The organism is Mycobacterium sp. E183 (assembly GCF_001667735.1).
Classification (GTDB): domain Bacteria; phylum Actinomycetota; class Actinomycetes; order Mycobacteriales; family Mycobacteriaceae; genus Mycobacterium.
Genome location: NZ_LZJN01000145.1, coordinates 1 through 11652, shown reverse-complemented (window position 1 = coordinate 11652; position 11652 = coordinate 1). Strand labels below are relative to the sequence as shown.

The window sequence follows — 11652 nt, the reverse complement described above, 5'->3', positions numbered from 1 at the left end:
GTCCCCAGGCGCACCTGCCGGCCGGGATCGACCCGGCCCACGCGGCCGGCCCCGGCCCGGTGGCCGCACCACCGGCCGCCGCCCCGCCGGTCGCGGCCCCGCCGGCTTCCGCACCGGCTCCCGGCACCGTGGCACCCGTCGCGGCGCCCGTACCGGCGCCTCCCGCACCGGCCGCTCCGGCGCCGGACGCGGCTCCCGCGCCGGCCGCCGCACCCGCGGCGGCTCCCGGGTTCGGCCCCGACGCCCCGCCCACGCAGGACTTCATGTACCCCTCGATCGGCACCAACTGCCTGGCGGACGGCACCAGCGCGATCGCCACGGCGCTGTCGGTGGCGGGTCCGGCGAAGATCCCGACGCCGGGGCCGGGCCCCGGGCAGACCGCCTACGTGTTCACCGCTGTCGGCACGCCCGGGCCCGCCGAGGTGCAGAAGCTGCCGTTGAACGTCACCTGGGTGAACCTGACCACGGGTAAGTCGGGGACGGTTGCGCTCAAGCCGCGCACCGACATCAACGCCGACGGGCCGACGACGCTGACCGCGATCGCCGACACCGGGTCCGGCAGCATCATGTCGACCATTTTCGGGCAGGTCACCACGAAGGAAAAGCAGTGCCAGTTCATGCCCACCATCGGCTCCACGGTGGTGCCGTAGGCCGGCACTGTCCCCCGCCATGGCGCGCGTGCTCCCCTCGGGGGCGCGCGCGCTCCGGTCTGGCGGGCGGCTAGTACGCCATGAACAGGATGGCGTCGCGGTCGTACTCGAGACCCGGGTGATCGCTGGCGAGATGAGCCTGGGTCAGCTCGACCAACTCGTCCTCATCCTTGCCGACGATGGCTTCCCCGCACGGACACGTCAGGTGAGTCTTCACGTTGCCGCCCTTCCCTTCTGGTCACCAACTACTTCGCCGCCTTGGCAGCTGCCTTCATCTGCTTCTTGTACGAACGGACCTTGCCCATCGACTTGGCGTCGACGATGTCGGCGACGGAAATGTGGGTGCCGGCCTTGCCGAACTGCCCGGCCGCCTCGCGCCAGCCTTTCGGGGTGACGCCGTACTGCTTGCCCAGCAACGCCACAAAGATCTGCGCCTTGACATCGCCGAAACCGGGTAGCCCCTTGATCCGCCGCAGCAGCTCCGCGCCGTCGGGGTCCCCGGCGGTCCACAAACCCGCCGCGTCACCGTCGTAACGGTCCACGATGATCTGGGCCAGGGTCTGGATACGTTTGGCCATCGATCCCGGAAAGCGGTGTATCGCAGGCCTTTCCGAGCACAGCGCGGCGAACTTGTCGGGGTCGTAGTCGGCGATCTCGGCGGCGCTGAAGCCGCCCATCCGGTCCGCGATCTTCTTCGGCCCGGAGAAGGCGGTCTCGAAGGGCACCTGCTGGTCAAGGACCATCCCGATGAGCAGCGCCAGCGGATCCTCGTCCAGCAGCGCGTCGGCCTCGGGATCCTGAGCGAGCCAAAGTTTCACCGTCAACGACCAACCTTTCCGCTGAACACCCTAAGACCGATGAGCCGTAGTTGGCAGACTACTCACCCAACCACCGCGTTATCGTGGCGTGGTGGTGGATGAGGCCCGACTGGCGCTGATGCTGGCCCGCGACGAACTGCACGCCCTCGTCACCGCCTATTGCCGGGCCGTCGACCGCGCCGACTACGAAGCGCTGCGCGACCTCTACCACCCCGACGCGACCGACTCGCACGGCGCGTTCTCGGCGGGCGGCGTCGAACAGTTCATCGCGCAGCTGCAGGCGTCCGAACCGTATGTGCGGGTGTCCCAACACAACGTCACCACAACCAACTTCGTCGTCGAGGGCGACACCGCCCGCGGAGAGGTCTACTGCCTCGTTTTCCACACCTTCGCCGGCCCCGAACGCGACGTCGACGTCGTCATCGGCGGTAGGTACCTGGACACCTACACCCGACACGAGGGCCGCTGGAAGTTCGGCCAACGCACCATCGTGGCGGATTGGTCGTACCAGAACGACCCGTCCCGGGTGGACTTCTCCCACCCCAGCACCCGCGGCAGCCTGCGCGGCAAGCCGGGCCGTGACGACCCCTCGATCGGCCTGTTCACGCCGCCCGCGGGCTGAAAACCGTTGGGAGGCAACGGCTAACCGCCGATCCTCACCCGCTCTTACGGCGGAACTCGCGGCGGTTCTCAACCGGCCCGTGCGCCCGCGACTGCTTGCCCCCGCTGTCCTTGTGGTCGGACCCACCCGACGACTTGGCCAGCTTGCGGTCCAGTGCCTCGCGGAACTTGCGCTTGGTGTCGTCGTCCGATTCCGGCGCCTCGGAGGACTTCGATTCAGCCATACCGGCAGCCTAGCGCCGCGCGGCCGGAATCGGGCGGCTACCGCACCCCCGGCGGCATGCCGTAGACGTGCGAGATCGGCAGGGTCAGCAGCACCCGCCGATCGGTGACCATCGCGCGGCGGTACTCGTCCCAATCCGGGTGTTCGCCGGCGATGTTGCGGTACAAGGCAATCAGCGCCTCGACGGTGTCGTCGCCGGGGTCGGACGCCGGCGGCGTCAGCGTGGCCGTGCCCTCGGCCACCGCATACGACCACCCGTCGTCGGCGTCGACCAGGATCGACGCCCGGGGGTCGCGGCGAAGGTTGCGGGTCTTGGCCCGGGGCTCGGTGATCGACACCCGCACGGCCAAGTCACGCGGGTCGAAGTGGTAACTGACGTTCGACAGCTGGGGGCGCCCGTCGCGCTTGATGGTCGCCAGCACCCCGAGGGAGTTCCCACTGATCACGGCCAGCAGCTTGTCGTCGAAGACTTGGCGTCCCATCCCAGCAGCCTACGTCGCGCGTCCAGCGACCGGTCCCGGATCGCGCCGGCCCGCACCGACCTGGTGAAATCGGACCATGACCAAGTACGCGGCCTTCCTGCGCGGAGTCAACGTCGGCGGCGTCAACCTCAAGATGGCCGAGGTGGCACGCGCGCTGACCGATGCGGGTTGCAAGAACGTGCGCACCATCCTGGCCAGCGGCAACATCGTGCTGGAGTCGTCCGCCCGCGCCGCGGGGGTGCGCAAGAAGGCCGAAGCCGCGCTGCGCGACGGTTTCGGCTACGACGCGTGGGTGCTGGTCTATGACCTCGAAACGGTGCGCGCCGTCGTGGACGCCTATCCCTTCGAGCCCGAGGTCGACGGCTACCAGTCCTACGTCACGTTCGTGGCGGACGACGCGGTGCTCGACGAACTCGCCGCCCTGGGCGACAAAGCCGGCGCCGACGAGAAGATCAGCCCCGGCGCCGGCGTGATCTATTGGCAGGTGCCCAAGGGCGCCACCCTGGACAGCGCGATCGGCAAGACGATGGGCAAGCCCCGCTACAAGTCGTCGACGACGACGCGCAACCTGCGCACGCTGGCCAAGGTCTTGCGCTAAAGCGCTTCGCGCCAAGCTGATTGGGCTCAGTCGTCCGGCACGTTGGTCAGGTAGCGCATCGCGTCGGACTTGGTCAGCCCCAGCGCGCGGGCAACCTCGACGTACTCCTTGGCGGCGGCCGCCATCGCCGCGTCGGTCGGGTCGAAACGGGAAATGAAAGTCCCGAAGCGCCCGCGCGTTTCGACGATCGCGGCGGACTCGAGTTCCCGATAGGCGCGGGCCACGGTGTTCGCCGCGACCCCCAGCTGCCCGGCCAGGTCGCGCACGGTCGGAAGCCGGGTCCCGGGCGGGAGCGCGCCGGCGCGGACGCCGTCGATGACTTGCGTTCTGAGCTGGTCGAACAGCGGCTTGCCCGCCTTCACGTCGACCTTCAGCAAATCCCGCAGCTCCACGTCTTCAGTATGTCCCACGCACGGCTATCTTTGTGGGATGCGAGTAACGGTGCTGAGCGGCGCGGGAATCTCCGCGGAGAGCGGGGTGCCGACCTTCCGCGACGACAAGAACGGATTGTGGGCGCGCTTCGACCCGTACGAGCTGTCCAGCACTCAAGGGTGGCGCGACAATCCCGAACGGGTGTGGGGCTGGTACCTGTGGCGTCACTACCTGGTCGCCGACGTCGCGCCCAACACCGGACACCGCGCCATCGCCGCCTGGCAGGACGGCGCCGAGGTCAGCGTCATCACCCAGAATGTCGATGACCTACACGAGCGCGCCGGCAGCACACCGGTTCACCACCTGCACGGCAGCCTGTTCGAATTCCGTTGCGACCGTTGCGGTATGCCGTACACCGGCGCGCTGCCCAAGATGGCCGAACCGACGCTCGAGGTGGAGCCCCCGGTCTGTCATTGCGGCGGCCTGATCCGCCCGGACATCGTGTGGTTCGGTGAGCCGTTGCCCGACGGGCCGTGGCAATCGGCCGTCGAGGCGACCGAGGCCGCAGACGTGATGGTGGTGGTCGGAACGTCGGCGATCGTCTACCCGGCCGCCGGGCTCGCCGAGCTGGCGCTGTCCCGCGGCACGGCCGTCATCGAGGTCAACCCCGAGGTGACCCCGCTGTCGCGGCACGCGACGATAAGCATCCGCGAGACCGCCAGCCAGGCCTTGCCCGGGTTGCTGCAGCGGCTGCCCGCCCTGCTGAAATAGCCCCGCCGCGATTACGGCCGGCGGGCGCGGCCCAGCAGGAGCTCCGAGACCGGCATCGGCGCCCACGCCGGCAACGTGAACTCGCGCCGGGAAACGTCGACCTCGAACCCGGCGTCGATGATCTCGCGCTCGGTGTCGCGGTGGGTGTGGCAGTTACCGAAGAGCCGGGGCCACAGCGTCGCGTCGGCGAACCGTTGCAGGCGGCCACGCGCGCCGGCGCTCGCCACGTGCTCGAGGTACCGCAGTTCCCCGCCCGGACGCAGCACCGAGTACAGCCGCCGCAGCACACCGCCGGGGTCGCGCACCGAGCACAACACCAGCGAGCACACCACCGCGTCGAACGGCTCCTCGCCGCTGAAGCCCTCGGCCGTCTCGCCCAGCACCACGACGCGGGCCGGCACCACGTCCGCCGCCGCGCGGGCCTGGGCCGCCAGCCGCGGCTCGGGCTCCACCGCGACCACCTCGTGGACCGCCTCCGGGTAGTGCGGAAAGTTCGTCCCGATGCCCGCACCGACTTCCAGCACCCGCCCCGACAACCCGGCCAGATTCTCGCGGCGCATGGCGCGTATCGCCTCGGTTTCGTGGCTGGCGACGACGGGCCAGATGCGTGCGAAGAACGGGTTGTCCACCGCCGTTGTCATACACGTCAACCTTCCGACTCTGGGCCAAAGAATAAGGACTTGCCGACGGGCCGGCCGGCGCGTCACCCGATATTCGGCACCGGCTCCCCCAGCGGTTTGCCGTCGACCGGGACCGGCTCGGGGTATGCGGTCTCGACCGCGCCGCCCTCGTCGATGCCGAACCGGTCGTGCAGCCATGCCAGGGGCCTGGGCGCCCACCAATTCCACCGGCCCATCACATGCATGAAGGCCGGCACGACAACCATCCGCACCAGTGTGGCGTCGGCGAAGACGGCGAGCACCAGGCCGAGGCCGAACATCCGCATGAACGACACGTGGGCGGCGATCAGCGCGGCGAACGACATCGACATCACCAGCGCGGCCGCCGTGATGACCCGGCCGGTGCGGGCGACGCCGAGCGCGACGCTCTCGTCGTTGGCGGCATGCGCCTCCTTCGCGGTCGGCCGCGCCGGCCGGGCCGCGCCGGACGCGAGCCAGTACTCGCGGATGCGCGAGAGCAGGAACACCTCGTAGTCCATCGACAGCCCGAAGGCGATGCAGAACAGCAGCACCGGCATGTTGGCCACCAGCGTCCCGCTCGGGGTCGTCCCGAGCGCGCCCAGGTGCCCGTCCTGGAAGATCCAGACCAGCGCGCCGAACGCCGCGGTAAGCGACAGGAAGTTGCAGGCCAGCGCCTTGGCCGGCAACAGCACGCTGCCGGTGAGCAGGAACAGCAGCACGAAGGTGACCGCCGCCATCAGCCCGAGGACCAGCGGGAGGAGGTCCGTGACCGCGTCCACGCTGTCGCGGTTGACCTGCGCGACGCCGCCCATCACGACGGACCGGCCCGCCGGCCCGGGCACCTCGTGCAGCCGCTTGAGTTGCGCGTCGTTCGCCGGGGAGAACAGTGGGGCCGTGCTGCTGACGGTCAAAAATGCGCTGCCGTCGGCCAGCCCGGTGGCCCCCGCCGGGGGTCCGGTCCGGTTCCCGCCGACGAACGTCCCGCCGGGGGCCGACACCGCCGACACGTCGGGCACCCGCGACAAGTCGGCGGCGTAGCGGTCGAGGTCCGCCGGGTTCAGCCCGCGCGCGTCGGGGACGACGACGGGCACGGACGTTGCGGAGTCGTGCGCGAAGTCGTTGCGCAGTTGGTCACCGACCTGATGGGACGACGCCGAACGGGGCAGCACCCGATCGTCCGGGAAGCCCCATTTCACGCCCATGAACGGAGACCCGAGCAGGAGCAGCAGCGCGACGACGGTCAGCCCGATCGGCGCCCAGCGGCGCATCACCAGCTTGGTCGACCGGTACCAGAACAGCTGCTCGACGGGCTTGTGCACCGGCTCGGGCCGCCGAAATGCCCGGCGCATCAGCCGGCGCACGTCGAACGCGTCCAGCCGAGGGCCCAGCAGCACGATCGCGGCCGGGGTGATGACGATCGAGGCGGTCGCGACGAAGGCCACGGTCGCCACGCCGGCGTAGGCGAACGACTTGAGGAAGTACATCGGGAACGCCACGGTCGCCGACATCGACAACGCCACGGTGACGGCTGAGAACAAGACGGTGCGCCCGGAGGTGGCCATCGTGCGGATCAGCGCTTGCTCCCTGTCGCTGCCCTCGGCCAACTCGTCGCGGTAGCGGCTGACGATCAGCAGGGTGTAGTCGATCGCCAGCGCCAGGCCCAACGCCGTGCTCAGGTTCAGCGCGAAGATCGACACCTCGGTGGTGAAGGTGATCAGCCGCAGCACCGTCATCGACCCGACGACGGCCAGCGCGCCCAGCGCCATCGGCAACGCCGCCGCCAGCAGTCCGCCGAACACCCAGATCAGGATCAGGAAGCTCAGCGGCAGCGCGATCATCTCCATCACCAGCAGGTCGGCCTGGTTCTGTGTGTTGATCTGGGCGTACTGCATCGCGGCGCCGCCGGCGCGGACGGTGACGCCGTCCCGGTCATGGATCAATTGGTCCGCGACGGTTTGGGCGTTGCTCTGCGCGTAGTTCTCGCCGCCCTTGAGGTTGACCACGAGCAGGCCGGTCTTGCCGTCGCGGCTGACCAGGTCGGCGGCCGCCTGCGGCGGGACGGTCCACGGTGACGAGACGTTGTAGACGAGCGGGGACTTCTGTAGCTGGTTGACCAGGTCGGTGCCCACGCTGCGGGCCTGCTCGCTGCCGGTGCCGCCGGGCGCGGTGACCAGGATCAGCATCTGCTGACCGCTCTGCCCGAACTTGTCGGTCAGCACCTGGATCGCGCGGGCGGACTCCGAGTCCGGGTCCTGAAAACCTCCGGGCGACAGGCTCTTGGCGACGGGGATGCCGAAGACCGCGGCGGCGATGAAGACCAGGACACCGATTGCGATGATGCGGCGCGGCGCCGCGATGGCCACCCGGGCGATCCCCTGCAGCATTTCGAGCCCTTCCGCCGCCGGTGCTGATCGCGCTGGCCGCTGGCGTTTCCGCGTCAACGTAACAAACGCTAGTTTTCACGCGTCAAACAGATTCGCTACTAAGCACGGAGCGCACCGCAAGGACGGTTCAACGCGGCGCTCTAAACCGCGGCGACGGTAAGAGTCCGGCCAGAAAATTGGCCGGCAAGTAAGCAGGTCACGGGCCCGAATGCCGCGATAGACCGCCTACAACCTACCGGCCGGTAAATTGCCACCATTTTCCGAATCGTGACTCAAAGATTCCTTAATGGTGGCCCATACGCTCAGTGTCATGTGGATCGACGACACAAGTGCCGACGTCATCAAGGTTGACTTCGAAGCCCTCTACCACGGCGACGTGCTGGTGGAAGGCGAAACCTCGGAGCAGTTCGACGAACTGCAAGCGGCGAGCTGAGCAACGCCATGAGCATGCTCGCACGGCTGTTGATGGCCGAACCCGCAGTCAGTCGATGGTTCCGTCGATAAGTTCTCTCTCCTTTACGAAAGCCCCCCGCGACGAGCGGGGGGCTTTCGTGTTCAGGGGTCTCAGCGGGGCGCCATGCGGATGGCGCCGTCGAGGCGGATGACCTCGCCGTTGAGCATCGGGTTCTCGACGATGTGCACCGCGAGCGCGCCGTATTCGTCGGGATCGCCCAGCCGCGCCGGGTGCGGCACCTGCTTGCCGAGCGAGGCCTGCGCCTCCTCGGGCAGCGAGCCCAGCAGCGGCGTCTTGAACAGCCCGGGCGCGATGGTCACCACGCGGATCAGTTCGCGCGACAGGTCGCGGGCGATCGGCAGCGTCATGCCGACCACGCCGCCCTTGGACGCCGAGTAGGCGGCCTGGCCGATCTGGCCCTCGAACGCCGCCACCGAGGCGGTGTTGATGATCACGCCCCGCTCCTCACCGATCGGCTCGGTCTTGGCGATGCGCTCGGCGGCCAGCCGCAGCACGTTGAACGTGCCGATCAGGTTGACGCCGACCACCTTCTTGAAGGCGTCCAGGGGGAACGGGCCGTCCTTGGACAGCGTCTTGATGGCGTTGCCGATGCCCGCGCAGTTGACGTTGATGCGCAGCGGACCCATCGACTCGGCGGTGTCCAGCGCCTTGCCAACGGCGGCCTCATCGGTGACGTCGGCCTGCACGAAACGCGCGCGTTCGCCGAGCTCCTGGACCGCCTCTTCGCCGCGCAGGTCGATCACCACGACCTGCGCCCCGGCGTCGAGCAGCCGCTTGGTGGTGGCCAGGCCCAGTCCTGAGGCGCCTCCGGTGACGACGGCGACGGCGTCCTTGATCTTCATGCGAGTCCTTTCCCTACGAGTCCAGCCAACCAGTTGGTTGGCGACTATACCCAGTCGGCCAGCACCGCTTGGACGTCGGGCAGCGGGGCCGCCGGCGGGCGGGGCACGTCCGGGGTGGAGCGGGAAAACCGCGGTGCGGGCAACGGCTGCGGGCTGCCGTCCACCTCGTAGAAGGTGTTCCGCTCGGTGATGTGCGGCTCGGTGTGCACCTCCCCGAACGCCAGCACCGGGGTCACGCAGGCGTCGGAATCGGCGAACACCTTGGCCCAGTGGTCGCGGTCGTGGCCGGCGAACGCCGCCGTCAGCGCCGCGCGCAGCTCGGGCCAGCGGCTGACGTCGTTCTGCGCCGGCAGGTTCGCCGCGTCCAGGCCCAGCCCCGCCAGCATGGCGGCGTAGAACTGCGGCTCGATGGCGCCGACGGCGACGTAGCGTCCGTCGGCGCACTCGTAGGTGTCGTAGTAGGGCGCGCCGCCGTCGAGCATGTTGGTGCCGCGCACGTCGGACCACATGCCCAGCGAGCGCATCGACCACATCATCTGGATCAGCATGCTCGAGCCGTCGACCATCGCGGCGTCGACGACCTGACCCTTGCCGGACTTCTGCCGCTCCCACAACGCGGACAAGATCCCGACCAACAGGAACATCGAGCCGCCGCCGAAGTCGCCGACCAGGTTTAGCGGTGGCACCGGCCGCTCGTCCGCCCGGCCGATGGCATGCAGGATCCCGTTGAGCGAGATGTAGTTGATGTCGTGGCCCGCCTGCTGGCTGCGCGGGCCGGATTGTCCCCAGCCGGTCATCCGGGCGTAGATCAGCCGCTCGTTGACCTCGGCGCACTGCTCGGGGCCGAGCCCCAACCGCTCGGTGACGCCCGGCCGGAAGCCCTCGATCAACACGTCGGCCTTGGCGACGAGCTTCAGCACGACGGCGCGTCCCTCGTCGGACTTCAGGTCGACGGCCACCACGCGCCGGTTGCGCAGCATGGCGTCCTTGGCCACACCACCGGGACCGGTTGACGGCCGATCGATGCGCACCACGTCGGCGCCCAGATCCCCCAGGATCATCCCCGCGTGCGGGCCCGGCCCGATCCCGGCCAACTCGACGACCCGAAGCCCCTTCAGCGGTCCAGCCACGATCTACCGACCTTTCGTCTGCTCTGACGCCCGTTGTTGTTGGCATCTTCGCAGCCGGGTTCGACGGGCGCGCAGCCCGGTCACTTAGGGTGAGCCCATGCCCCAATCCGCGATCGACACACTGGCGCCCGTCGCAGGCCTTTCCGTCACACTGTCCGACGGCGTGCTGTCGGTGACCATCGACCGGCCGGACAGCCTCAATTCCCTGACCGTGCCGGTGATTACCGGCATCGCCGACGCGATGGAGCGCGCGGCGACCGACCCCGAAGTCAGGGTCGTGCGCCTGGGCGGTGCCGGCCGGGGGTTTTGTTCCGGGGCCGGCATCAGCGCCGACGACGTGTCCGAGACCGGGGTCCAGCCGGACGAGATCGTGCTGGAGATCAACCGCCTGATCCGGGCGATCGCGGCCGTGCCGCACCCCGTGGTGGCCGCGGTCCAGGGACCGGCGGCCGGCGTGGGTGTTTCCCTGGCGCTCGCCTGTGACGTCGTATTGGCTTCGGAGAGCGCGTTTTTCATGCTCGCCTTCACCAAGATCGGGCTGATGCCGGATGGTGGCGCGTCCGCGCTGATCGCCGCCGCCGTAGGGCGCATCCGGGCGATGCACATGGCGTTGCTGCCCGAACGCCTACCGGCCGCCGAGGCGCTGTCCTGGGGCCTGGTCAGCGCGGTCTATTCGGCCGACGAGTTCGAGGCGGAGGTGGACAAGGTGATCGCGCGGCTGTTGGCGGGCCCCGCGGTGGCGTTCGGCAAGACGAAGCTCGCCATCAACGCGGCCACGCTCGCCCAGCTGGATCCGGCCCTGCAGCGCGAATACGGGGGGCAGGCCGTGCTGCTGCGCTCGCATGACTTCGTCGAGGGCACAACCGCTTTCCAGCAGCGCCGCACGCCGGACTTCACCGATCGCTGACGCCATCGCGCTTACGGGTGGCCCAAGCCGGTAATCCTCCCCCGCGTCGGGTCCGAATAATTGGAAGACGACGAACGGAGATCCCATGGCTGGACAGCTGCGCTGTCTCGTGACCGGGGCGACCGGCTACATCGGCGCCCGGCTGGCGCCGCGACTGCTGGACGAAGGTCACCAGGTGCGCGCCTTGGCCCGCAACCCGGCCAAGTTGGAGGACGTGCCGTGGCGGCAACAGGCCGAGGTCGCGCGCGGCGATCTGGGTGACGTCGATTCCCTCATCGCGGCGTTCGACGGGATCGACGTCGTCTACTACCTGGTCCACTCGATGGGCACGTCGAAGGATTTCGCCGACGAGGAAGCCCGGGCGGTCGGCAACGTGGTGACGGCGGCGCGGCGCGCCGGGGTGCGGCGCGTCGTCTACCTGAGCGGGCTGCATCCCGAGGGCGGCAAGCTCTCGCCGCATCTCGAGTCGCGGGCGGCGGTGGGCGAGGCGCTGATCGCCTCGGGCATCGAAACCGTCGTGCTGCAGGCGGGGGTCGTGGTCGGCTCGGGATCGGCTTCGTTCGAGATGATTCGGCACCTCACCGACCGGTTGCCGGTGATGACCACCCCGAAATGGGTGCACAACAAGATTCAGCCGATCGCGGTGCGCGACGTGCTCTACTACCTGGTCGCCGCGGCCACGGCGCCGGTCCCGTCATCGCGCACCTGGGACATCGGCGGACCCGACGTGCTCGAGTA

15 protein-coding genes and 1 pseudogene are annotated in these 11652 nt (G+C 69.2%); 7 read left to right on the top strand and 9 right to left on the bottom strand.

Annotated elements, in window-relative coordinates; all coding sequences use genetic code 11:
- Nucleotides 1-650, top strand: a pseudogene (locus A5691_RS16660) (hypothetical protein); the annotation flags it as partial.
- 70 nt (nucleotides 651-720) lie between these two features.
- Here A5691_RS16660 and A5691_RS16655 read toward each other — a convergent pair.
- Nucleotides 721-867: a DUF1059 domain-containing protein gene (locus tag A5691_RS16655; RefSeq protein WP_067277197.1), complete on the bottom strand. Its 147-nt coding sequence runs from the start codon at nucleotides 865-867 to the stop codon at nucleotides 721-723.
- Nucleotides 868-895: 28 nt separating this feature from the next.
- Complete coding sequence (locus tag A5691_RS16650) at nucleotides 896-1468, bottom strand: HhH-GPD-type base excision DNA repair protein (protein WP_067755974.1); 573 nt, start codon at nucleotides 1466-1468, stop codon at nucleotides 896-898.
- Between the two features lie 88 nt (nucleotides 1469-1556).
- Here A5691_RS16650 and A5691_RS16645 point away from each other — a divergent pair, with 88 nt between their 5' ends.
- Nucleotides 1557-2090, top strand: coding sequence for a nuclear transport factor 2 family protein (locus tag A5691_RS16645; RefSeq protein ID WP_068016608.1), 534 nt, complete (start codon nucleotides 1557-1559; stop codon nucleotides 2088-2090).
- A gap of 34 nt (nucleotides 2091-2124) precedes the next feature.
- Here the strand turns inward: A5691_RS16645 and A5691_RS16640 are convergent, their stop codons facing one another.
- Nucleotides 2125-2313, bottom strand: a complete 189-nt coding sequence (locus A5691_RS16640) for a DUF5302 domain-containing protein (RefSeq protein WP_067755834.1) — start codon at nucleotides 2311-2313, stop codon at nucleotides 2125-2127.
- A gap of 37 nt (nucleotides 2314-2350) precedes the next feature.
- Nucleotides 2351-2794, bottom strand: coding sequence for a PPOX class F420-dependent oxidoreductase (locus A5691_RS16635; RefSeq protein WP_067755837.1), 444 nt, complete (start codon nucleotides 2792-2794; stop codon nucleotides 2351-2353).
- A 76-nt stretch (nucleotides 2795-2870) separates the two neighbouring features.
- Here A5691_RS16635 and A5691_RS16630 point away from each other — a divergent pair, with 76 nt between their 5' ends.
- Nucleotides 2871-3392 carry a DUF1697 domain-containing protein gene (locus A5691_RS16630; RefSeq protein WP_067755840.1) on the top strand — a complete coding sequence of 174 codons (522 nt, stop codon included), beginning with the start codon at nucleotides 2871-2873 and terminating at the stop codon, nucleotides 3390-3392.
- Between the two features lie 26 nt (nucleotides 3393-3418).
- On the opposite strand, the gene A5691_RS16625 is transcribed toward A5691_RS16630, so the two are convergent.
- Nucleotides 3419-3784 (bottom strand): GntR family transcriptional regulator, encoded by a 366-nt coding sequence (locus A5691_RS16625; RefSeq protein ID WP_067277218.1) that lies wholly within the window; start codon nucleotides 3782-3784, stop codon nucleotides 3419-3421.
- A gap of 37 nt (nucleotides 3785-3821) precedes the next feature.
- Here A5691_RS16625 and A5691_RS16620 point away from each other — a divergent pair, with 37 nt between their 5' ends.
- Nucleotides 3822-4535 carry an NAD-dependent deacylase gene (locus A5691_RS16620; RefSeq protein WP_067755844.1) on the top strand — a complete coding sequence of 238 codons (714 nt, stop codon included), beginning with the start codon at nucleotides 3822-3824 and terminating at the stop codon, nucleotides 4533-4535.
- An 11-nt stretch (nucleotides 4536-4546) separates the two neighbouring features.
- On the opposite strand, the gene A5691_RS16615 is transcribed toward A5691_RS16620, so the two are convergent.
- Together A5691_RS16615 and A5691_RS16610 are read right to left on the bottom strand one after the other, a co-directional pair.
- The gene (locus tag A5691_RS16615) at nucleotides 4547-5176 is read right to left on the bottom strand and encodes a bifunctional 2-polyprenyl-6-hydroxyphenol methylase/3-demethylubiquinol 3-O-methyltransferase UbiG (RefSeq protein WP_068016605.1); all 630 of its coding nucleotides are present in this window, start codon (nucleotides 5174-5176) and stop codon (nucleotides 4547-4549) included.
- 62 nt (nucleotides 5177-5238) lie between these two features.
- Entirely contained in the window at nucleotides 5239-7560 is a 2322-nt protein-coding gene (locus A5691_RS16610) for an MMPL family transporter (RefSeq protein WP_068016602.1), read from the bottom strand.
- Between the two features lie 310 nt (nucleotides 7561-7870).
- On the opposite strand from A5691_RS16610, the gene A5691_RS28950 reads away from it, so the two are divergent.
- A complete protein-coding gene (locus tag A5691_RS28950; RefSeq protein WP_003878506.1) occupies nucleotides 7871-7993 on the top strand; it encodes a hypothetical protein in 123 nt (40 codons plus the stop codon).
- A 131-nt stretch (nucleotides 7994-8124) separates the two neighbouring features.
- On the opposite strand, the gene A5691_RS16605 is transcribed toward A5691_RS28950, so the two are convergent.
- Together A5691_RS16605 and A5691_RS16600 are read right to left on the bottom strand one after the other, a co-directional pair.
- Nucleotides 8125-8877 carry a 3-hydroxyacyl-CoA dehydrogenase gene (locus tag A5691_RS16605; RefSeq protein ID WP_068016599.1) on the bottom strand — a complete coding sequence of 251 codons (753 nt, stop codon included), beginning with the start codon at nucleotides 8875-8877 and terminating at the stop codon, nucleotides 8125-8127.
- A 44-nt stretch (nucleotides 8878-8921) separates the two neighbouring features.
- A complete protein-coding gene (locus A5691_RS16600; RefSeq protein WP_068016596.1) occupies nucleotides 8922-10007 on the bottom strand; it encodes a CaiB/BaiF CoA-transferase family protein in 1086 nt (361 codons plus the stop codon).
- Between the two features lie 97 nt (nucleotides 10008-10104).
- Here A5691_RS16600 and A5691_RS16595 point away from each other — a divergent pair, with 97 nt between their 5' ends.
- Both A5691_RS16595 and A5691_RS16590 read left to right on the top strand, forming a co-directional pair.
- Entirely contained in the window at nucleotides 10105-10914 is an 810-nt protein-coding gene (locus A5691_RS16595) for an enoyl-CoA hydratase (RefSeq protein ID WP_068016593.1), read from the top strand.
- 85 nt (nucleotides 10915-10999) lie between these two features.
- On the top strand, nucleotides 11000-11652 hold a 653-nt coding region (locus tag A5691_RS16590), incomplete at its 3' end, for an NAD(P)H-binding protein (RefSeq protein WP_156675596.1).